This window comes from Leptospira inadai serovar Lyme str. 10, from assembly GCF_000243675.2.
GTDB classification, from domain to species: domain Bacteria; phylum Spirochaetota; class Leptospiria; order Leptospirales; family Leptospiraceae; genus Leptospira_B; species Leptospira_B inadai.
This window is the reverse complement of sequence record NZ_AHMM02000015.1, coordinates 757,833-777,902: the sequence shown is the minus strand read 5'-3', so window position 1 is coordinate 777,902 and position 20,070 is coordinate 757,833. Positions and strand designations below refer to the sequence as shown.

The window sequence follows — 20,070 nt, the reverse complement described above, 5'->3', positions numbered from 1 at the left end:
TGAAACAAAGACGTAATCCACTCATCGAAAAATTCGCTTGAATCTACGATCAAGCAACGCAAGAAGGTTGCTACATCCTTTTACTTAAAATAGAAACCGATCAAGTAAAATAGTTTTGTCCAAAAGATCAGTAACGGATCCAAGTACTAAAATGCGAACGGTTAAAACTGTTTGACAAATACCAAAAAACGCAGCAAAGTTTCCGCCTCCGCTTAAGGTTCACCCAGAATGAAATATGTTTTTTCCATTTTGAATAATCTTAAAATTCGGACAAAAATGATTATATTCGTATCAGGGATAGTTCTTCTCTGCGTACTCCCCCTCTCTATCATCGTATTGTATCGAAATCAAGCGATTGTCTTGGAGAAAACGTTCGAAGTATGTCGAAACCTGGCCAACAATATTGCGAATTTAGCAACTGAAGAATTGCTCATTAATGAAACCTATGATGCAACTAGAACAAGTCTGCTCCGGTTACGGGAAAGTAATATTTCCGGTTTAATCGATTCGTATGTGATCAACGTGGACCGAAAATATGTCGCAGATCTCAACGAGGATAAAATCGGGCAGGACATACCCGAATCGGAGTTTCAAAAAATTTCCTCGATCAAGGAACTTACTCTAAACGAAATTACCGTTAATGAAAAAACTGTTCTAAGATTTTCTTATCCGATTTTCATAAATTACCAAGGTCAAAAAATGTGGGTGGGCGTTGCCATATTCGAATTCGATAAGGATAAAGTTTACGAACCTGTATACGCCATAAGGCGAAGTATTATCAGCGTTGCCAGTGCATTATTCGTACTCGGAATCATAATAGCGATTTTAGTGGCAATCAACTTCTCCAAACCGATTCATACTCTATCCCAAGGAGTTAAAATCATCGGTGAGGGCGATTTAAACTTTCAAATAGCGATCAGCGGAAAGGACGAAATCGGAACCTTAGCCTCGCAGTTCAATAGGATGACGTCGCAGATTCGCGATTTTACTCAAAATCTAGAATCGATGGTTCATCAAAGAACGGATGAACTCAACCAGACGCTGGAAAAAGTCCAAGCATTAAAGGTTTCGCAGGACGCGGATTATTATCTAACTTCCGTATTACTGGAACCTTTACAACCGAATAATAATATTTCTAAAAGAGTAAAAACGGAGTTTTTCATAGAACAGAAAAAGAAATTTTCCTTTCGTAGATGGAATTCTCAACTTGGTGGAGATATCTGCATAACGGATCGCATCTGGTTAGACGGCCGAGAATATACGGTTTTTGCGAACGGGGATGCGATGGGTAAATCCATGCAAGGAGCCGGAGGCGCTCTCGTCTTAGGAGTGGTTTTTAATTCGGCCATCCTCAGATATAAGAGATCGAAAAATCAGAAGATCTTTCCCGAGACGTGGTTAAAGGAAAGGTTTTTGGATCTGCAAAACGTATTTTTATCTTTCGACGGATGCATGTATATCTCGGTTTGCATGGGACTGGTGGATACTCAATCAGGACTGTTATATTATATAAATGCGGAACACCCTTGGACCGTTCTTTATAGAGATTCCGAAGCTTCCTTTTTAGAGACAAACTTAAGTTTAAGAAAATTAGGAATGCCCGAGCAGGAAGATAAATTTTACATTAGACTTTTTCAAATGCTCCCCGGCGACATAATCATCATCGGTTCGGACGGACGGGACGATATATTAATTTCCAAATCGGGAGAAGATGATATTATCAACGAAGATGAAACGAAGTTCCTGCAGCATGTGGCGAATGGAAAAGGCAATTTATATAAAATAAAAGAAGAAGTCGAAAACTCAGGAACTCTTATCGATGATTTTTCCATATTGAGAATATCATACCTGGAAAAGCTGCGTGATATCCCGTTGATCGCGAACGACATACCGATCGAAATTCGGAAAGTAATACGGGATAGCACGCAGCTTTTCGAAGACGGAAAATTCGAAGAATGCATTACGATAATAGAAGAACTCGGAGACATGATGGAATCGTATCCCGATCTTCTAAAGATCGCGGGGAGCATCCATTATAAAAATAAAGAGTTTGATAAAGCTCTAATATTCTTCGAAAAATATACGGCTGCCATACCCGGAGATAACGAGTGCATCTATTGGATTTCCAACAGCCTCCGATTGCTCGGTAAATTTTCCGAGGCAGCCGACTACGGCGAAAGGCTTTTTTTAAGAGACAGATCTCATTTTATGAATTTATTGAATTTAGGCGACATCTACCTCAAGATGAAAATTTACCCTAGGGCTAAAAAAATCGCCCATCAGGCTCTGGAAGTCCAGCCAAATCATCCGGATGCCGAACTTCTTAACGAAAAAATAATAGTAGGAATGAAAGAGGACGGCTTTGTCGAGGAAATTCAGATGTTAGACATAGCTAACACCAAATACGTAAACCTGGAGGATATTCTCACGAAAGCGGACTATTTGTACCACAAGAAAAATTACACCGAAGCGCTGGAATCTTACGAAAAAGCAAACAGAATAGAAGGAAATAACCCATGGACTCTATTTAGAATAGCCAATTGCCATTCTCTGTTAAACGATCTCGCGAATGCCGAACGTTTCTATCTAAAATCGATCGAAAATGCTCCCAAAAACCACCATGCCCACAACAATCTCGGAAGCATTTATTACAGAAATGGTAATATCTTTCAAGCCAAGGAAGAATGGAAGAAAGCGCTGGAAATAAAGCCCGATTTCAAAACCGCCATCTTAAATCTTTCTAAAATTGAATCCTTAGAATCGAATCGATTAGCTTCCGAAGTGTAATTATCATAAGTAAATTTTCAGCCATGGGTAATATCAGCGTTCCTAACATCGGATTAAAAACGACTATGATTGCCCTCGCAATCTTAGTCTCACCAAAATTTTCGAACGATTTATTTTCCGCGCCGGGCATTTTACCGGGCAATATAGAGATATTATTATCTTCCGACAACACTATCTACGAACAAGCCCTGTACGGTATTCAATCCACCCTCGAACACCCTGTCCGGGTCTCTTACGTGGACCTAATTCAGTCCGAAAACAAAGATATCTCCAACTACTTTAGAGAATTAGAAGCCGCCAATACCAAACTCTTGATAGCGATAGGACCGATTGCCTTAAAATTAGCGAGTGAGAGTATCACGAAAATACCCATAATCTTTACGATGGTAAGTAACCCGAAATCTTTCGGAATGAATTCGAGTAATATTTGCGGCGTAGGCATGGACATTTCGATTGCGGAATTCTTTAAGGCGATAAAAGAACTGTCTCCGAATGCCGAAAAAGTAATTACCTTCTACTCTCAACCCGAGGGGGAGTTTTTTGCCACGGAAGGAGATTACGTAGATCTAAAGTATCGATTACTATTCAGTAAATGGAAGGTCGGTGAGGAAAATTTTCGAAGCAGTTTAGACAGATTAAAGGGAGAATATGACGCATTTATAATAATCAAGGACCCGCTTTATAATAGGGCGATTTTCGAAGAACTTTCCGCATTTGCCCGAAAGAATAAAATAATACTGGGCGCCCCGTTCCCCGCGTTGGTAAGAGCAGGAACGACGTTCGGAATAAGTCCCGAATATAATAAGTTAGGAATTGAAACGGGAGAGTTAGCGAATCGAATATTGTCCGAAAAATCCTCTTGCAAGACGGAAAAATTCATTCTTCCCGATAAACCCGCCTTTTTTCTGAATGAAAATTACGCCTCGGAATCGGGATTGAACATCCCGAATGAGATGAAAGAGAGAGCTAAACTTACTCAATTATTCACCGTAGGAATCAACCTGTTAAACGAAGGAAAGCTGAAGAGCGCGAGAGTCATCTTCGAAACTATCCTAAAAAAAGATCCCAACAATCAATCGGTTTCCTCCTACTTACAATTAGTAATAGAAAAAATGACCGGCGGAAAAACGAAAGAATTGCTTTTGTCCGCCGAGGAATATTACAAAAAAGGAAATTATCCGCAGGCGAGAATCGAATATCAAAAAGTCCTGTTTATCAATCCGAACTTACAGATCGCCAAAGAAGGATTGTCAACGGCGACCTTTGCTCAGAGCGAATCGGAAAGAATTTCGGCCGAACGTCTTGCCAGGACCGGAAAAGTATTCGATGCTATTAAAATGTATCTTTCCTCTCTTAGAACGTATCCGCAAAATTCGAAATCCATAGGAGAGTTAAATCATATCCGAGTGTCCGAGCTTTCCAAAATATCGGACTACCTGAAAGAAGGGATCAACCTATATTCGCAAAGGGAATACGAAAATTCAATTCGTCTATTCGAGCATATTCTTTTAATCGACCCTTCCGACAAAAGGGCCCAGGAATATTTGCGCCTCTCGAATAAGAAACGGGAAGCCATTCAAATTCTACAAGCGAAGCGAGCCAATTAATCGCATCCGCTAATGAACATTATATTTACCGAATATTTATTAGCCGTTAAAATGAGGCGTTTAGGTCGACCATCGCTTGCCTCTGCGAATTCGAATAGTCGAAAGGAAAGTTATTAATCTTGATCAGCTTCTGCTGATTATTCAGTAAATTCGAAGCGAAGAAACCTATGCTGATCTTTTCCGTGATGTAATACGCCAATCGTACATCCACGTTAACCCAGTTTCCGACGTAGTTAGGCCGGTATTGCGGATATTGCAGTCTCGAATCGCTTTGCAAGATCCCGGTAATCGGGTCAATGGGACCGAAATCGGACGATCTTCTATAAACGGTTCCTTGATAATGAGCCTGAATGCCGGCCTCGATCTTACTCGTAACGTATCGAATTCCCGCATTCGCAAGATGGGAAGGTGCCCAGGTCATTTGATTCTGACTGGGAGAAATGGTTTTATCCAAAATCTTTTCGCTTAACCGATGAGCATAAGAATAGTTGAAGAAACCGGAGAATTGATGAAACGTAAAATTGATTTCCGATTCGACACCGTTCGTAACGGCCGAGTAAATATTCGTGCTTAAATTATTATTTTGCAGACTGTAAAATATCTGGTTTTGAAAGTTCCTTACAAAGTAGTTTACTCGAAAGTTAATATATTGATTCAAATTCCAATCGAGAGCGGCCTCGTAATCCCGGACGATTTCCGGCCTCAATTGTCTTGGGTTAGAAGCCAGCGAAAACGTATTTGCCCCGAACATTTCGGTAATGGAAGGAGTTCGAAACGCCTGCCCACCCATCAGCTTTAAATTTAAACTATTCGTAATAAAGTAAACTAACGCCGCCTTAGGACTCGTCTTTCTAAAAACGCGTTTTTGATTCGGAGCATACGGAAATCCCAGGTAATTGCTATAAGGATTATCTATTCCCATATAGTGTTGTGTGGTTTGATCGTTTCGTACGCCGACCGTCAGCTGCAACTTATTGTACAAGAATTTAGGGGAAACGATTTGTCCGAATACACCCACCGTCCATACGGGCTTATTCTTAATCCATGCGAGCCAGGGTCCGAGAGTCCCGTTTGCATTGTTTGCGAACGGGGGGAAGGAATCCGCGGCATCGGAAAGATTTGCATTCGCATAATGACTTTGATCGCCGGTATAAATGAATCTCGTAGTTTCAACGCCGGCCAAAATACTTCCGGAGTTCCCCAAATCATACGTTAACTGAGCTCGTCCGAAAAGACTTTGTCCGTTAGTTTTTAAATATTCGCTGACCCCGGCCGGGTAGAATCCGCTAGAAGCTCCGTTTTGAGCGTAACGAGTGTTCCAATCGATACTATGTTTTTGGTATTGCAGTACGTATTCGTGAGTGAGCTTGGAGCCTATTTTATTTTTATATTTCATCGACGCCATGTCCCGATACTCGTCCATCTTCCCGTTATAATCGGGAATTGCCCAAAGCCAACCGTGCCCGGTTTGAAAATTCCAATATTGTCTATGATATTGAATCGTTAAACCTTCCAGTATGTCTTTACCTTCCAATTTCGCGAAAAGATAGTAATTCGATCTAGCGTCTTGAACGCGAAACTTAGCCAAGAAAGATCCCGTGATATCGGTTCTACCCGAACCGTCGTAATCCTTATAGTTATTTCCGTTCGTTTCATACGAATTATAACTCATGACATAATCGAATAACTTACCCGTATTTCCCGTTCTAAAATCGTAAATCTTAGTTCCCGATGTTCCCATACGAACTCTCGTTTGCATCTCCCCTCTCAGATCCTTACCCGAGTAGGTATTTAAAGAAATGATTCCGTTCATGGCATTACTACCGTATAAGGCGGATCCGGGACCTCTTACCACCTCGACGGATTTAAGCATGTTCAGGGGTGTTATTTCCGATGTCAAAGCTGAGCCGTATAAATTATCGTTAAACTGAATCCCGTCCACGAGCATTAGAAGATGATTATTATTCCACCCTTCGAACATTCCTCGATAGCTAATCGTGTTTCTATCATAATCCTGGGACGGCGCATAACCCGGCAGATTCCCGAGCACATCGTTCAAGGATATTCTGCCGTAATGTAATAGCTCTTTATCGGATATCACGGAAACAAGATCCGGAGCATCATGAGTTAATAATTCGGTTTTAGTGGATGCAGTCGTAACTTGGGATTGGAGTAGATTGAAAACCTGTTCGGTGGATTTTTTGATATCTTCCTTCTGAACCGGGAAGATAAATTTCTTACTTATCGGGTTGGATAAAACATACTCGTTTATATTCTCTCTTCTTTCCTGTTTATTTTTATTAATTCGCACCGACAAAACGATTTTTTGCGTAAATTGGTCTATTACGCTTTCATCCGATTGATGACCTTCGTCTTTCGGTAAATCGTTTTTTATTTCCTCCAGTCCCTGCACTTCGTTATAACTATTATAAGCATCTATCAAGAATCCTTTTTCGGCATTATAAATCTGTCCGTACAATATAAGTCGACCGGTACTTTTCTCCCTTCGATAGAAACCGGTTAAGTAAATATTTCCCTTGGAAATTCGTTTAAAGTTTTCCTCCGGATTTAAAGGCGGTAATATATCGACGGAATAACGCAAGGACTCGAATTGGCTTTTAAGTTTTTCAATGAGTTTTTTCGAAATTTCCGGCTCTAACTTAGAGTCGAAGGTTTGAAATTGCCCTATATAAATCGGCTCGGAAGAATTCTGGGCCTTGAGCGACGACCCTAAAACAAAATACAAGAATGTTACAATTAAGCAGCCAAATATATTGTATTTATTCATCGAAATATTCGGCGTGATAAACGTTCGGACTATCTAACGAATTTTCCGGGAAAGTCAATATAAAAATTATTTCTCGAATTATGAAATTTGCGACTAATGAACCTGACAAATTTTCTTAGGATGTTCTTCGCTACTTTCGAATTTCATTTCCTTAAACCTTCCCTTCGATACCTGCACCTTTTTGACAAAATAACGGAAATATTTATATATTTTCCATACATAGAAATTTTTAACAACCATTGTAAAATGACATGCGTCAAATTCAAGATATGATGTCGAGGTCAGTCCCGCCCTTACTACTCGAAGAATAGTTCTCGAATTCGAATTCATAAACGAAGCGGAAAAACGTGACAAATCATAACTAAGACCGCGCCTACTCGGCCATTTTTAGAATGAAAGAATCATTTCTAGATCCCGTTCCGGTTCTATCCGCAATGCTCCGGAAATATTTCAGGAATCTTCCTATCGAAATGCAATTAACCGGAAGGAGGGGAAATCTTTCGAAGCCATCGAGACCGCTCTAACACCTCTGCGAAGCCGCGGAAATCGACTTTCCGTTCGAAAATGCATCGTAAAAGACTTTACAGCTACCGATCGTTCGGTAGTATTCAGAACGGAGCAAAAATAAAGCCGGATGGAAAGAGTCCTTTATAGTCATTCGATATCCGTAAACTCGTACCGAGCAAGACTGATGCTGAATCTTTTGAATTTAGAGTATAACGAAATTAGCGTAGATCTTTTGCGCTCGGAACAAAAGGAGGAAGCGTTTAAGAAAATAAATCCCCTTTCCCAAGTACCGGTGCTGGTGGAAAATGATATCACTATTTGGGACAGTCATGCTATTTTAATCTATTTGGCCGAAAAATACGGCAAAGATAAATGGTTTCCGCAAAATATACGGGATAGAGCCTTCGTTTTACAATGGTTATTCTTTGACGCAAACGAATTGCATAACGGAATCGGCTTAGCTCGAATTCATTACAAATTTAAAATCGGTACGGACGGGGAAACTTTCCAAAAAAGGGGGAAGCAGGCTTTGAGCGTATTAAATGAACGTCTGGAAAATCGCGATTGGATCGAATTAAATAAACCCACTCTGGCGGACGTGGCCTGCTTTCCGTTTTGCGCGGTATCCAAAGAGGCAAAAATCGATAGTACCGAATATTCTAATGTGCAAAAGTGGATGGAACGGTTTTCCGATCTGAAAAATTTCGTTCCTTTTCGAAAAATCGAACGTAAGTAATTATTCCATTTGCTCGCGAAACACTTAATTTTCTTAGACTAGACTTCTCCTGTCGAATCGAAATACTTTCGATCAATTTTATAGAGTAAGAATGAATCAGCGTACCAAATCGGATAAACGTATTTTGTCTATGAGGAACCCCGTCGGCTTCGATTTTCAAACCGAGGGTTGTCCCGGAATTTTTACGGACTCCGAACATTCTTAAATTAAATACTACGGTTCGTTCTCAAGCAATCCTGTTCTTTTGTAATTCTGAATCGAAGAGAATTCCGTTCAAATCATACGGATCTATTCTTTCGAACATTTAAAAGTTGCGGCACTAGATGCGGATCTATAGTAAGAAAGGATCGGATATTACAAGCCGACCATTTCAAATGGGCAAGTCCCTAAATATGCAGGTAAACTTCCATTATTCCTATCGCATAATCGAAGCGGTTCGGCTGTGAATATTCCGAAAAAATGTCCTGCAAAGAATAAACGCACCTAAGAATCTAAAGAATTACGATTGTTCAAAATAGAACGACCAAAAAGTGCTTATGTATCTAGAAATTTTCTTTCCCTACTAGAAACGAAATCCTATCTTAACTGAATGAATGAGACCTAGAAAAGGACGCCTCCCGCGGAAACGCTAGGTTAAAATTCGGAATCTAGAAGGCTTAGAATGTCGAATGCGGTAATCGCAAATTTCTTCCTAGACATTTTAAATCGATCTTAGTCTTGAAAGATTACTATGAAGGAAATGGGAAAAAGCAAATGAATCTGGAATTTTACGGAAAAGAATTTATGACATCGATTTTTAAACGAAGGATCTTAAAAATCACCCTGACCTGCCTAATACTATCGGTTTCATTGACGGGGGTCCTCCTAGCCGTCGATGAAGGTAAATCTAATTTAGAAAATTCCTACCATGTCGAAGACGGAAAATTCACCGGTGTAGGAAATACTTCCATTTATTATCGCAGCTATAGATCCAAGAACACAGCAAAACCTCGAGTTTTGCTCGTTCAACACGGAATCGGAGAACACGGAGGGAGATATGAAAATCTATTAGAAGCTCTCGCCGGAAAAGGATATAATGTTTATTTAATTGATTCTCGAGGTCACGGAAAATCGGAAGGAGATCGCGGTGTTATAACCGATTTTAATCAATTCCTCAGCGATCTGGATCAGTTGATCGGAATCGCAAAACAAAAAGAAGGTGTTTCCAAAGTAACGTTGATGGGCCATTCGATGGGGGCATTAATCGCGCTCTTCTATGCGGGAGATCCTAGATACCAGGCAAATTTGGATCGATTGGTCCTGAGTAGCTTACCTATCGAGGTAAAAACGAATTTTATCGCAAAAGTAAAAAAAGCGATGCTCGGGTTAATCGCGGGCACCTCGCCTAGTTTTACGATTTCTACCGGTCTCGATGCAGCCACTCTATCCAGGGACGAAAAAGCCGTGGCCGCATATAAAAACGATCCGCTAGTTCATGATAAGGCAGGCGCATATCTGGGGGACTTCATACTCAACTCCAAGGAAAAAGCCTTGGAAAAAGCTTCCAAAATTAATCTTCCGGTCTATTTATTTCACGGAAAAGAGGATGCAGTCGCACTTTCGGCCGGAACGGAAGAAGCTTTTGCAGTAATTCCGTCGAAAGATAAAACGATGAAGATCTACGAAGGACTCTTTCACGAAACGATGAACGAACTCCCGCAAGACAGAGCTCAAGTCTTGAAAGACTTAGTCGCTTGGCTGGCGTCTCATTAATATACAGGAACAGGGCAATCATCGGGAGCAGCCTCCGAGATTGCCCGCAATATTCGTTTTATTCATTTATTTTAATTAAGAGGATTTTGAATTAGAATTTCGCAATATTTCGGACCGAAGATTTCCAACCTGCTCGGCACAAAACTCTAACCATTTCGGCTCCCAGGCCTATATTCTTTTTAAGGCATTCGGCTTAGAAAATTCGACGCGTATCTTACGTTGAAGACCTTTACGGGATTTTCTCCAGACGACGGTACCGCTTTTCGGTTTTCGGCAAGATTCTTGAGCTTCATAGGGAATTCTTTTTCCTTTGCAAAAATTCCAACTTTACGAGCAAGCGGAGAAGTTTTAGTATATAATAATTCCACTAGACAAAATATTCCATACTTGAATTTTTGTCATCTTACAGAATGTTTACTTGATCGAAATATCCTTAGATAGATATTTCGTTGAATCATAGTCGATACTGTAAATGACTTTAGAACAGAACATCGCGGGATAAGAAACGACAATGGCATACAGCGAAACGCTAGCGATCCGAGTACGAGCGGCATTGCCCCATATACAAAATCTGGAAGAAAAGAAAATGTTTCGAGGTATCTGCTTTATGGTAAACGACAAGATGTGCGTTTGCGTAGCAAACGACGAATTAATGTGTCGCATCGATCCGGACATATACGATTCCGTTTTAGAGAAAAAGAAATGCCGGCCGATGATTCATAACGGTAAGGTAATGAAAGGATTCGTATTCGTCGACGAGAAAGATATAAAATCGAAAAAAGAGTTTCAGTATTGGATCGATCTTGCTCTTGATTTTAACGGGAGAGCAAAAGCCTCCCCTAAAAGGAAGAAGAAAAAGGTCGTTAGATCCATCCCTAAAAAGCGATCATAAATCGAGCCTAATGAGTTCCGAAACCCTTGCTCGAGAGATGAACGATCGCCACTATAATGATAAGAATGGCGGCGAGAGCAAAAGAAATTTTCAGCCCGAATCGTATTAGTTCTGCCCTAATCTTGATCCTTGTTGCCGGCGGCTCAAGATTCCTTTGCACCCGCTGTTCCCATAGACCATAAGGAGTCAAACCCCAAGGTTTGTATATGGACAGAACCGTCGCTATCAATAAAACCAAGATTGCCAGACTCGCATCCATGATTAATTGAGGTCCCAATCTACCCGGATCGGAAAAGGTCGCCGTCGCGGCTACCTTCTTAGCTACTTCTCCGATAGCAACGTACTGATGTAATACCAAACCTATACTTGAAAAGATTCCCAGAACAAATTTTACAAAGACCCAGTAATACCGAACTAAGCCCCATTGAGTCCAAAAGGCGAGGACCAGTCCTGTGAGCATGGACAATACGCTTAACGGAATTATCATAAATCGTCCTATAAGATCCATTGATATATAGGAACTACGAACAATTATGGCATCTTGACTGGCGATACCCGCTATACTGAGCACAAGAAAGCTGGCGACGGCGCCGATCCAACCGACCGATACCGTGACATGAGTAGTAAGATTAAACTTTCGAATAAAGGGTGACATAGATTTCAGCAGGTAGCTATTTCAAAAATTGTCAATAGAAAAGTATTCAAAAAAGTTGATCGACCGGAGTGCAGAACATATTTACGGCTTTAATCCTTGTTCTGCATAATAAAAAGACAATAGCAAATATTCTCACTCAGCTGCAAAACCACTTGTACAAGAAATGCAATATGCACCCGCAACCTCTGAGCTAATCTTCCCCCTTGATGCAATAATAAGTCATACTCCAAGGGGAATCCGAATCTCCCCATTGAGAAAAGCATTCGTCATACTTTTCTTTAGTAAATTCCTTCTTCTTGAGACCATATTCCAAATCCTTAATGGCCTCGACTTCCTCATGGAGAGAATGGTGAACCATATTCCAGTCGGTAATCCCTCGCCTCGTCCACTTATCAAAAATTTTCTCTTTCAAATCTTTGATCCAAGGATATGCGCTATTTCGACGCACCAAATCTTGAAGATTCAGCCAACCCTCATTCTGTTCATTCATGCAATACTTAAACATGTTTCGATCCAGTATTCCCCTCTTAGTCCATTCCGAAGAGCAAAAAGAAGCGATATTTTTGCGAATCGAATCGGGTATATTCTGAGCATGAATAGCTTGCACCAGGATCGCCGAGGAAAGAAATAAAACCGCAGTAAATTTAGTATGATTCATGCATTTCTCCTAAAAGTTTTCCTAATAAACGTAAGTAATTCCGAAAAAGGACACTACGGATTTTTCGAAATCCGTAACCCACTTCAGCCGAAGAGCTTAATCTTTCGTATTATTATCTTCCCAAATGAAATCGGTTAGCTAAACGGATTACCGCCAAAATAGCATTCAAACTCGTGTGGATCGATTCCCCAAATTTTAAGTTTGAGACGACCACGGTTGCCGAACTTAAAATACGTTTACGTCGCAACAGGACGTTCTCTGTCCGAAGAATCAAATCAATCTAGTATTCCGTAAATATAAATAATTTTTGCAAATTGACATCCCATACAATCATTTATTTTCATATTGACAATAAAGAACTAACCCTGAATCCTTGCAAAATGGAAATGGTCTTGATGATAACGGACTTTACGTTTCATTTGCATTCCGATTTTTCCGTCCAGTAACTCGTTCAATCAGAGTGCAAAGAGGAGAAAAAATTACATTCGGGAAATCTAATTTTTCGAATCAGAAAAGAGCTTTCTAACGAATCGAAGCGATCTTCATTGAATAACGGGAAACCGATTTCGCCGCCGATCCAAGGACCGGAACAGACCACATCCGGGAAATGTAAGCTTAAGTCGAATTGAAAATGATAGTTCTCAAATTTCTAATGACCCCGAAACGTCGAGTGGAATGCCCTAACCCACTCCTAAATTGAATACATCATCGACATAAAAAGGAAAATTCCACTTGAGACAAGTAATTCTTCTCCTCATTCTAGGTTCCTTCGGATGCGCGTCCGATGCGTTGGTTAAGAGCGACCCTAACGGAAAATTGTTCCAAACTAAGACTCCGAAAATATTCATACAATCCGTCGAGTATGGAAAAAACATCGCGTCCGATGTTTCCTCGAATATCACCAATCTGTTGACCTTAAAATTGATAAACCAAGCCGGAGAGCGGTATATCGTCATGAACGATAGCACAATGCGATCCTTACTAAACCAAACCTCCCTGCAACTCTCCGGGTTCGGCGGAAAAGAAGGTTTCGATGCTCTTCGAACCGTAGCCGACTTCGATATTCTGATCGCGGGAAGCATTTCCAAGAATGCAAATCAATACTCATTGACGATTAAAGCCGTAAAACCGTCTTCACGTGCGGAAGGTTATGAAATTTATTTCTCCGACACAATAGACTTATTCCCGTATCAATTCGATTACTACGCGGATGAGATCGCAAAAAAAAGCCTCGACTCCAAGTATACGATCAACAAATTGAATGCCCCTGAAAAAGACGGGTTCAATTTATCTATTTCCAAGATTAAGATAGAAAGCGTATCCTCCGAGAAAATGAATACGTACAGTTTCGAAGGCACCGATTCCAGTTTAAGAATTTTGACGGATGAAATCAACGACTCCCTATTAACCGCCGATCGATTCGCCTCGCAAAAACGATACGGAGACGCGATAGACATTTACGTAAAATCCCTTAAAGCCGTTCAATCCTTAAGTAGCGAGTACCAAAATTCTCTCAGCAACCTTCAATCGATTATCCGTAAAAACATAGATCTTGCATATTTTAAATTATTCCAGGAACGATTAATCAAAATCGATCGCGAACTGAACGCGGAAACTATTTTATCGGAGGAAATACTAAGCCGATATTACGCTACTTATCAAAATTTGTTGGATGAAATCAATAATACTTCCGATTACCAAAACAAATCCAGAATACAAAAAACCTTACGGTATAGAATCGCCGAAGTGAAAATAGCCTTCTTGAAATATTCCGAAAAAGAGGCCGACGACGCTTATCAAAAATTGAATTTCGCCAAGTCTCACAAACTATATAAGAATATTTTCCTCGAAGCGCAGAAGTATACCGCTCCGATCGATAACGGCGATTTTAATGATTTTCTATCTCGAATCGAACAAAAGCGGATTTCGGCTGAACAAAGCGGCTTCTCCTATTTGAACAACACCGTCCGCGGATTGCTCGAAATGGCAGAATCAGAAAATGCAAGGGGGGTTCTCGAATTAAGCCTTAACAAGACTAGTTATAAGGGTCATATACTCAAATCCATCAAATATGTTGAGGCCGCACGGTCTTTATTGGAAGAGAATGAAATATTTACCACGGACTTAATTATTACGAAGTACAACACGACTGCCGAGAACGTAAACCAGCACAATTCTAAGATCCGTAATTATGGCCTGACAAATATAATCCTCGTCCCCTTTCGATATGTGGGTAATATAATCAAGGGAGTCGCGGACATTTTCGTTTTCAAATTCGGTTACGGAATTGGAGTCGGAACGGAAATAGGCCCTCTCGGGACGGGCTTAGGTATCGCATATGCCCCGATCGAAGTCTCGTCCTCGTATACAAAACGTTATCAATCCAGAATTTCCAGCGTATCTCGTAATACGAATATTTCGGCAATAGAAATTAAAAGAACGGATAATGAACCTTGGCTTAGAGCGGTCGTTTACGCCGGCATAAACACCTGCGTATCAATCTATTTGATTCGAATTTGCGACGAATTACCCGTATATTCGACTATAAATGTATGGCTTGGATTCGGTCCAGCGATGCATATGAGCATCGAGACCCATCGACTATTGGAATTCGTCGGAGTATTATTTTTTCAAGATATTCATATTCTAAAGGATGAAAACAAGCGATTTCACTATTTTTCCCATGACCTAGCAAAAAAATATTAGGCGATAGATGTTGGCGGAAGAGGAATTAATACTGCGATATAGATATTAAATGCTAGAGTTAGGTGGAAGAAACCGATGATTGCAGATTTAGAGGATAACCGAAGCTATATTCGGAGGGCTGACTGCTTTAAACCAAATCGTTTCAATGTATCAAAGATTGTGCCCACTTTAGATTTGCGGGTGCCCTGCCGATGTGCTAATTAGAGAGCGAAAAAGATACGTTGGCATCGGGAAGCCCAAAGAATTAAAAATTTCAAAGCTCGTAACTTGATAGTCTTATCCGAAATTCTAACTAAGCGGAACTGTAAGGACGCTATCAAAATTTCAAAATTCTCAGCCTGACAGTCTTAAGAGCATCATTTAAAATTCCAACTATGCAAAACTGTAACGGCACGATCCTCTCGTCCGAGCAAAGAAGAGCAAACGGTCGCGTTTTTCCCTGCAATAACCAAAATTGGAAATCCATTTTGCTTGCTCGCGAATTCAGGAAGGCGCCCAATATCCCAAATGGGAGATTCGAGAACTATATTCTGTTTTAGGATTTTATTGTTTGATAAGTATTTTAAAAATAAATCTACATTTAAACAATTGTATTTTTTGAATTCATTTTCTTGTAATTTTCTCGATAGGATTGCCAGTGGATATAGTATTGGCAAAATGACATTTCCAAGCAACCGGAATCATCATTCACAGAGGTAGTGGAGCCCTTTCCGAATCAGGCCTACCGTGCATACCCGTTCCAAAAGAGCAGAAAGCATCGGGTTTGGCGACCAGGATCTTCAACCATCATTCCACTTGAGCCGAACGATCGGTTCTTTGCCTCGATCCATGCCCGGCCGATAATCATTGGATGGACGCAATTCTACGGAAACGCGGAACTCCATTATGTTTTCAGAAAGTTCCAATACGGTCGATTCTTATAAATTCTCCTAACGATTCGAATGATATAAAATTATAAAATCGTAATAACAAAATTTCCGATTTTCTTCGGCAAAACCTGTCTCTACTCGGAGATAAATGGATAGATTGGAAAGAATCTTGCGAATGCAAATCGAAAAGGAGATCAAGTTGAAACTTAAATATGCGATTTTAATTGCATTGGCATCTTTCTCGGCAACAATTCAGGCTGAGGAAGAAGCTACGAATACTAGGCTAACTTCAATCGGAATCAGAATGACCGACGTTCAGGTCAATTCGGCTACCGCCAAAAACGCGTTAACTATGGGAAATTCGTTCATGATCAATTCCGCTATAGGTGGAGTCAATGCCATCGCGATTCCCTCTATCTCCAACTTCCGGGGAAAAGGATTCGAATGGGATTCTTCGGTTCGACACACTCCCTTAATTCGCAGTAATTATCTACTGTCCTACGCTAACTTAACGTCCGGTGCTAACTCGCTTACGGATATCGATAAGTATTCCATTACTTTAACGAATCCGACGTCTACGATAAAGGGTCAAGATCTCACGATCTACGATTACTCGAAGAGTACCCTTGTGACATCAAGGGTGAGTTACGGCGCCGATTTCTTGATTTTTCACGATTCCAAAAACCGATTTTTGGAAAACTTCGCTCTGAGGGCCGGATTCGAAGTGTACGAAAATGACGTAATCTTATCCTCCAAAAGCAATGTATTTATGTCTTCGGGAACCTCGGGCACAATTACGACCGTCACAAACGGAGTAGATTTTACCCCGGACAAACTCACGTATCGAGAATCTTATTTGAACGGGCTTGTCGGATTAAATTACTCGGTTTCGTTCTTAGGGAGAAATAAAATCGATTTCGGTTTGGAATATTTTAAAAATATGCAAGGCGCCGCCGATTTTCAGGAGGGGTCGTTCGTGCTTTTAAGGATCGGAAATACTTCCATCCCCATATCAACCTTACGCCAGGGAACGGCAAAAACGGAGATCGTAGGAAATCGATTTCATATCGGATACTCTTTCCAAGTGACCGATGCGGTCTTCCTAAGACTCTCCTATGCCGGCACCGAAGCAACGCATACCGTAAGAAGTTCTAACGTGACAAATAAGGATGGAGTACTCGTGGCTGCCCTTACCGGGAATGCAGGGGCGATATTGGGAAATATGCTTCACGGTTATGGGCCCTATCCGAGCTCTCGGGACACAAGATCTCAGATCGGATTCGAAATCGGTTTTAAATACTAATGCCTACCAAAATTCAAGAGAAAGGAAACAAAAAATTGAAACTATTTACCTTATCTAGATTCTTAATTTTTCTAGTATCGATTTCCGCTTATAATTGTGCCTCAGTTCCTCAATATAGAGACGTTCATCTTGCTTCGAAATCTCTTTTGGATACCGCAGAGGATCATATCAAGGAAAAGAGATACTCGGAGGCGACCGAATTACTTCGCACTGTTTTGAAAGTGTATCCCGAGGATTCCAGGGCAAACTCGATCTCCGAAAAACTTCCCGACCCTTACAAAGCCGGTTTGCGGGATATCTCCTTGAAAGGATTCAATAAAGCGAACCGAACAGAGGCGGATTCCGGATTTTTCGAAAAATTGGCCTGGTATCTTCCGGATAGAATTTTAGATTTTCTTGATATAGCTAGCTTCAACGTTAAAATCGGTCCGCAGTTAGGAGCTAGCCTCTGGGCCTTTCGTGGATTCCAAGTTACGCTCTACGCCGGAAATACCATGCAACTAGGTTGGTTTCAAAAGAGAACGCTCGGGTTTACCGAGGAGCTATCGGGAGAAGCCGGACTGGGTCCTATCGTACCGATTGCGATATCCGGTCGATCGATCGGCACAGGAAGCGAGAGAGGTATTTACGATTCATTCGTATTACATAGTCCTTATAAGAAAGTTTACCAAGATTACCGGGATTATTGGAGTACCGGTGCGAAGGTCGGCTTTCTTTTAACCGGAGCCGAAGTGGAATTGCATTGGCTGGAAATTTTCGATTTCATTTCGGGAATATTTACCTTCGATCCTTTAGAGGACGACTTCGGAAAAACCCGATCCTTGCTTCTAAGTAAACAGGAACAAAAGAATCTTTTAATCATAAACACCGCATCCCACGCTTATTGCGATTGCGAGATTCGGGAGATACGAGGACAATTTCCGAGCTTAAGCGACGCTCCAGAAAATCCCGTACTTCCGAAGGCGGAAGAAGCTTCCAAATCGAATCACGGAGCGAGAAAGAAATAGCCGACATCTACGCGGCTTTTTCTGACGGGGATTTTCATCTTTGGCAAAAATCATTCCAAATATTTTCCTGATTGGGCTCTTAGTCTTATTCGCGAACGGTTGTCTGTATCGCAGGATAAATCTTCCTGTGCTTGCAATCGGCGAAAAACTCCCTCTGCAAAAAACGAAAACAAGGCTATCCGTCTTACTCAAAGGAGAATATTGCGCCGAAATTTGCAAATCGAGTGAACACTCGCCCATATGCAGCAAAGAAGGAGATTGCAAACGGAGTTTAGTCGGTTGGTTCCCGCTCGAATCATTTCGGAATGAAACGGCTGTTTCATTCCGACAATTTTACCCCAAAAGAAAATGGAATCTACTCAGAGACCTCCCGGAAACAATTTCGAACTTTTGCGCGGAGAATCAAAATTGGGACTGTGGAGAAAATCGGATCGGAAGCGGGAAAAATTCCGCAGAACGGCGCGTGGAAATTAGAATCAACGGTTTTGAGCGTCGGATACATTGGTCCTTATACGCAGCCTCCTTCAGTTTATTATTACTGCCGGGCTATTTCCACGAGAGTATGATTTTGGATATCGACTATTTTGCCGACGGAAAACATACTTCGGTTATCATTTCTGAAAAACCGAATTGGAACTACTGGTTTGGATGGATCTTTTTCCCTTGGGGCCCGTTCGCTTCCGCCTCCGACGAGAAATTATTCCTGGAGTCGGTAAAAGCACTTTCACAAACTTTTACGAAGGGGAACCTTTGAGTTTCAACGGCGCCAGATCCTGAAAAATCAGCTTTCTTCGTTACCTTCCGATCTACCCGACGCTCGCTACAATCATCGAAAATTCGGCCTAAATCCGATGCACCGTAGAAAAGGATCTCTGCGAACGCGCAGCAATAAATAACTTCTCCAATCACGGGAAATTAAACGAACTCGGATAAAGCCATACTTTTTCCCTTAAATTTCCGTCAAATCTAAACAAAGTGGACTAACGTATATAAGATAAGGATCCTTCAAAATTCGACACAATAATTACCTGAACGACGTTCCCTTTCGAAAGGATCGGCAGAATGAGCCCGGTGAAACTAAACCGTTGTACTTATCAATTTTGATTTTTATTTAAAAAAATCCCGAACATGGAAAATTTTTCGAAAAAAAGAAGGATATTTATTTCCGGTAAAGTACGAAGATTCTAAATTCGAATTTGTCCGATGAAGATGGAACTATGGAAAATAACGGTAGCGGGAACGGCGATTATCCTTGCCCTATTCTATTTTCTTTCCGTCATGCCCAAACGGATGTTGGAGGTTGACCGAACCGTCCCGTCTTTTCCGCTGATGCTAGCGGGTGAAACTGCCGCCACCGATATTCGGGATATTCTGATCGGAAAAGAGAATCTTGTCTATTTCGGATATTTAAACTGCAAATCCGTCTGCCACGGAACCTTGGCTAAATTGAAAAGTACACTAACCGGAAGAGAAGATCTACGCCTGGTATTTATCAGTCTAGATCCGAAGAACGATTCACAGAAGCGTTTCCGGGAATACTTCAGAGAGGCCGCAAAACAATCGGTGCTGATCCGTATGGAATCGACGGAACAAGCGTTTGAACTCGCTAGACGTTTCGGAATCCGGGCGTTTCCTAGCGAACAATCGGACGATATAGACCATTCCGATTCGGCACTCTGGATAAATTCCAAAGGGCGGATTAAGGGCTTTTTTGGGGAATTCAACAGATGGTGGAATCTTGAAAGCGAAGACGAATTCATAAGAACAATAAGAAATAGCCAAGACTAATGCGGATATTTATTT

13 protein-coding genes are annotated in these 20,070 nt (G+C 41.1%); 10 read left to right on the top strand and 3 right to left on the bottom strand.

What is annotated here, in order from left to right; translation table 11 throughout:
- Window positions 1-276: 276 nt before the first annotated feature.
- Window positions 277-2,787, top strand: coding sequence for a tetratricopeptide repeat protein (locus LEP1GSC047_RS07345; protein WP_238325532.1), 2,511 nt, complete (start codon window positions 277-279; stop codon window positions 2,785-2,787).
- A gap of 23 nt (window positions 2,788-2,810) precedes the next feature.
- The gene (locus LEP1GSC047_RS07340; protein ID WP_010411029.1) at window positions 2,811-4,394 is read left to right on the top strand and encodes an ABC transporter substrate binding protein; all 1,584 of its coding nucleotides are present in this window, start codon (window positions 2,811-2,813) and stop codon (window positions 4,392-4,394) included.
- A gap of 46 nt (window positions 4,395-4,440) precedes the next feature.
- Here the strand turns inward: LEP1GSC047_RS07340 and LEP1GSC047_RS07335 are convergent, their stop codons facing one another.
- On the bottom strand, window positions 4,441-7,182 hold the full coding sequence (locus LEP1GSC047_RS07335) for a TonB-dependent receptor plug domain-containing protein (RefSeq protein ID WP_020988413.1): 2,742 nt from the start codon (window positions 7,180-7,182) through the stop codon (window positions 4,441-4,443).
- A 634-nt stretch (window positions 7,183-7,816) separates the two neighbouring features.
- Here LEP1GSC047_RS07335 and LEP1GSC047_RS07325 point away from each other — a divergent pair.
- The 3 genes from LEP1GSC047_RS07325 (at window position 7,817) to LEP1GSC047_RS07310 (ending at window position 11,069) form a co-directional block, all read left to right on the top strand.
- Entirely contained in the window at window positions 7,817-8,425 is a 609-nt protein-coding gene (locus LEP1GSC047_RS07325; protein ID WP_039934214.1) for a glutathione S-transferase family protein, read from the top strand.
- Window positions 8,426-9,178: 753 nt separating this feature from the next.
- Window positions 9,179-10,177 carry an alpha/beta hydrolase gene (locus tag LEP1GSC047_RS07320; RefSeq protein ID WP_010411046.1) on the top strand — a complete coding sequence of 333 codons (999 nt, stop codon included), beginning with the start codon at window positions 9,179-9,181 and terminating at the stop codon, window positions 10,175-10,177.
- 511 nt (window positions 10,178-10,688) lie between these two features.
- A complete protein-coding gene (locus tag LEP1GSC047_RS07310; RefSeq protein WP_010411052.1) occupies window positions 10,689-11,069 on the top strand; it encodes a TfoX/Sxy family protein in 381 nt (126 codons plus the stop codon).
- 7 nt (window positions 11,070-11,076) lie between these two features.
- On the opposite strand, the gene LEP1GSC047_RS07305 is transcribed toward LEP1GSC047_RS07310, so the two are convergent.
- Both LEP1GSC047_RS07305 and LEP1GSC047_RS07300 read right to left on the bottom strand, forming a co-directional pair.
- Window positions 11,077-11,724 carry a hypothetical protein gene (locus tag LEP1GSC047_RS07305; RefSeq protein WP_010411055.1) on the bottom strand — a complete coding sequence of 216 codons (648 nt, stop codon included), beginning with the start codon at window positions 11,722-11,724 and terminating at the stop codon, window positions 11,077-11,079.
- Window positions 11,725-11,914: 190 nt separating this feature from the next.
- Window positions 11,915-12,382: a hypothetical protein gene (locus LEP1GSC047_RS07300; protein WP_010411058.1), complete on the bottom strand. Its 468-nt coding sequence runs from the start codon at window positions 12,380-12,382 to the stop codon at window positions 11,915-11,917.
- A gap of 732 nt (window positions 12,383-13,114) precedes the next feature.
- Between LEP1GSC047_RS07300 and LEP1GSC047_RS07295 the strand changes: the two genes are divergently transcribed.
- The 5 genes from LEP1GSC047_RS07295 to LEP1GSC047_RS07265 all read left to right on the top strand — a co-directional run bounded on the left by LEP1GSC047_RS07295 (window position 13,115) and on the right by LEP1GSC047_RS07265 (window position 20,055).
- Window positions 13,115-15,088 (top strand): hypothetical protein, encoded by a 1,974-nt coding sequence (locus LEP1GSC047_RS07295; protein ID WP_010411061.1) that lies wholly within the window; start codon window positions 13,115-13,117, stop codon window positions 15,086-15,088.
- Window positions 15,089-16,132: 1,044 nt separating this feature from the next.
- Complete coding sequence (locus LEP1GSC047_RS07280) at window positions 16,133-17,260, top strand: hypothetical protein (RefSeq protein ID WP_238325531.1); 1,128 nt, start codon at window positions 16,133-16,135, stop codon at window positions 17,258-17,260.
- A 35-nt stretch (window positions 17,261-17,295) separates the two neighbouring features.
- Window positions 17,296-18,267, top strand: a complete 972-nt coding sequence (locus LEP1GSC047_RS07275; protein ID WP_238325530.1) for a hypothetical protein — start codon at window positions 17,296-17,298, stop codon at window positions 18,265-18,267.
- A 40-nt stretch (window positions 18,268-18,307) separates the two neighbouring features.
- The gene (locus tag LEP1GSC047_RS07270; protein ID WP_010411072.1) at window positions 18,308-19,021 is read left to right on the top strand and encodes a hypothetical protein; all 714 of its coding nucleotides are present in this window, start codon (window positions 18,308-18,310) and stop codon (window positions 19,019-19,021) included.
- A 449-nt stretch (window positions 19,022-19,470) separates the two neighbouring features.
- Complete coding sequence (locus LEP1GSC047_RS07265) at window positions 19,471-20,055, top strand: SCO family protein (protein ID WP_010411075.1); 585 nt, start codon at window positions 19,471-19,473, stop codon at window positions 20,053-20,055.
- The last annotated feature ends 15 nt before the right edge of the window (window positions 20,056-20,070 follow it).

Excerpts from the sequence above, each read along its gene's own strand:
- LEP1GSC047_RS07345 (WP_238325532.1), top strand. The coding sequence starts at position 277 with ATGATTATATTCGTATCAGGGATAGTTCTTCTCTGCGTACTCCCCCTC.
- LEP1GSC047_RS07340 (WP_010411029.1), top strand. The coding sequence starts at position 2,811 with ATGGGTAATATCAGCGTTCCTAACATCGGATTAAAAACGACTATGATT.
- LEP1GSC047_RS07300 (WP_010411058.1), bottom strand. The coding sequence starts at position 12,382 with ATGAATCATACTAAATTTACTGCGGTTTTATTTCTTTCCTCGGCGATC.
- LEP1GSC047_RS07280 (WP_238325531.1), top strand. The coding sequence starts at position 16,133 with ATGCAAATCGAAAAGGAGATCAAGTTGAAACTTAAATATGCGATTTTA.
- LEP1GSC047_RS07305 (WP_010411055.1), bottom strand. The coding sequence starts at position 11,724 with ATGTCACCCTTTATTCGAAAGTTTAATCTTACTACTCATGTCACGGTA.
- LEP1GSC047_RS07320 (WP_010411046.1), top strand. The coding sequence starts at position 9,179 with ATGAATCTGGAATTTTACGGAAAAGAATTTATGACATCGATTTTTAAA.
- LEP1GSC047_RS07325 (WP_039934214.1), top strand. The coding sequence starts at position 7,817 with ATGGAAAGAGTCCTTTATAGTCATTCGATATCCGTAAACTCGTACCGA.
- LEP1GSC047_RS07310 (WP_010411052.1), top strand. The coding sequence starts at position 10,689 with ATGGCATACAGCGAAACGCTAGCGATCCGAGTACGAGCGGCATTGCCC.
- LEP1GSC047_RS07335 (WP_020988413.1), bottom strand. The coding sequence starts at position 7,182 with ATGAATAAATACAATATATTTGGCTGCTTAATTGTAACATTCTTGTAT.
- LEP1GSC047_RS07265 (WP_010411075.1), top strand. The coding sequence starts at position 19,471 with ATGAAGATGGAACTATGGAAAATAACGGTAGCGGGAACGGCGATTATC.